Raw genomic sequence first — 756 nt, forward strand, 5'->3', positions numbered from 1 at the left:
TGCGTAATGCTGGGTTACACCACGTTGGCGGCGCAGATGGGACGCTTTATCCGTTCAGACAAGATCATGGGTAAAATTAACAAAGTATTCGGTTCAATGTTTATGGGTTGTGGCGCATTATTAGCGGCTGCAAAATCCTAAGCCATTTATAGGTAGTTCTATCGCATGAATACAACGTATGTCGCTCGTCAGCCGATTTTTAACCGTAAAAGACAGACGCTGGGTTATGAATTGTTATTTAGAGATGGAGAAAGCAACGCCTATCCCGCTCATATCGAATCAAACCGAGCGACATACCGATTAATCGTCGAGAACTTTCTATCACTGGGTACTAACCCAGTGATTGCGTCTTCGCGATGCTTCATCAACTTTCCTCATCAGAGCTTGGTACGCCGTTTGCCTCGCAGCTTGCCAAAAAACAAAATCGTCGTAGAAGTCTTAGAGACTTGCCAACCTACCGATGATCTTCTCGATGCAATTCGCGAGTTATATCGAGAAGGTTATTTGATCGCGCTGGATGATTTCACCTTAACGCCGGAGTGGCGTCGCTTCTTACCTTATGTGCACATCGTTAAACTCGATATCATGGCGATGGGGCTAGAAAAAGCGTGTGAACTGGTTAAAACCCACCTCGCCAAGCGCGTCAAATATCACTTTTTAGCGGAACGCGTCGAAACCGCAGAAGAGTTTGAGCAAGCCAAAGCGGCGGGTTTTAAATTCTTTCAAGGCTACTTTTTTAGCAAGCCATTGGTGTCG

General features: G+C 45.8%; 1 protein-coding gene and 1 pseudogene. Both read left to right on the forward strand.

Features of this window, described 5'->3' with window-relative positions; translation table 11 throughout:
* Window positions 1-141 (forward strand): annotated as a pseudogene (gene rhtB, locus R8N49_RS26720) (homoserine/homoserine lactone efflux protein); the annotation flags it as partial.
* A gap of 24 nt (window positions 142-165) precedes the next feature.
* The coding region (locus R8N49_RS26725; protein WP_318190398.1) for an EAL and HDOD domain-containing protein at window positions 166-756 on the forward strand (591 nt) is incomplete at its 3' end.

Source organism: Vibrio sp. 1978, assembly GCF_033344345.1.